Below are 900 nucleotides of genomic sequence, written 5' to 3'. Positions count from 1 at the left end.
GGCTACCTCATCCTTGCCGGCGAGAACGGGTTGCCGATCCTCAAGGCCAATCACCAGACGCAGTTGGCCGAGGGCGCCGACATCGTGCTTGAGGACGCGGAGGCGCTCGTCCGCCGGTTTGCATGGCTGTCGGCCGAGGGCATCACCGCCGGGGCCTATGGCCGCAGCGGCGAGGGCTGGTTCGACGCGCATGCCATGCTGATGCTGTTCCGCAAGGCGCTGCGCGAGAAGAAGATCGATTTCATCACCGCCGACGTGACCGGCATCGAACGGCAGGGCGACCGTGTCACCGGGGTAAACCTCGACAATGGCGAAAGGCTCGACGCCGGCATCGTCGTCAACGCCGCCGGGCCGAATGCCGGAAAAGTCTCGGCAATGGCCGGACTGGTGCTGCCGGTGGAACCGCGCAAGCGCAATGTCTTCATCTTCGAGGCGCGCGAGAAATATGACGACATGCCGCTGCTGGTCGATCCCTCAGGCATCTATGTCCGGCCAGAAGGCTCGATCTACATCACCGGCGGGGCCGAACCGGAAGACGGCGACGGCCCCGCCGATCCCAGCGATTTCGAGCCCGACTGGCCGCTGTTCGAAGAGGTAATCTGGCCAGTGCTGGCGACCCGCATTCCGGCCTTCGAGGCGATCAAGGCGACGCGCGCCTGGGCCGGCCATTACGATTACAACACGCTCGACCAAAACGCGGTGATCGGCCCGCATCCGCAGGTGCAGAATTTTCTCTTCGCCAATGGTTTTTCCGGCCACGGCCTGCAGCAGGCGCCGGCGGTCGGCAAGGCGCTGGCCGAGCTGATCGTGCATGGCGGCTACCGCACGGTGGACTGCTCGGCGTTTGGGTACAGCCGTGTCGCTGAGGGGCGGGCTTTCAGGGAGTTGAATGTGATCTGA

1 protein-coding gene is annotated in these 900 nt (G+C 64.9%); it reads left to right on the top strand.

The window, feature by feature from the left end; translation table 11 throughout:
• The coding region (locus AC0L2R_RS33755; protein ID WP_473514105.1) for an NAD(P)/FAD-dependent oxidoreductase at positions 1-900 on the top strand (900 nt) is incomplete at its 5' end.

Source organism: Mesorhizobium sp. WSM4820 (assembly GCF_055811075.1).
This window is presented reverse-complemented; position numbering and strand designations above follow the sequence as displayed.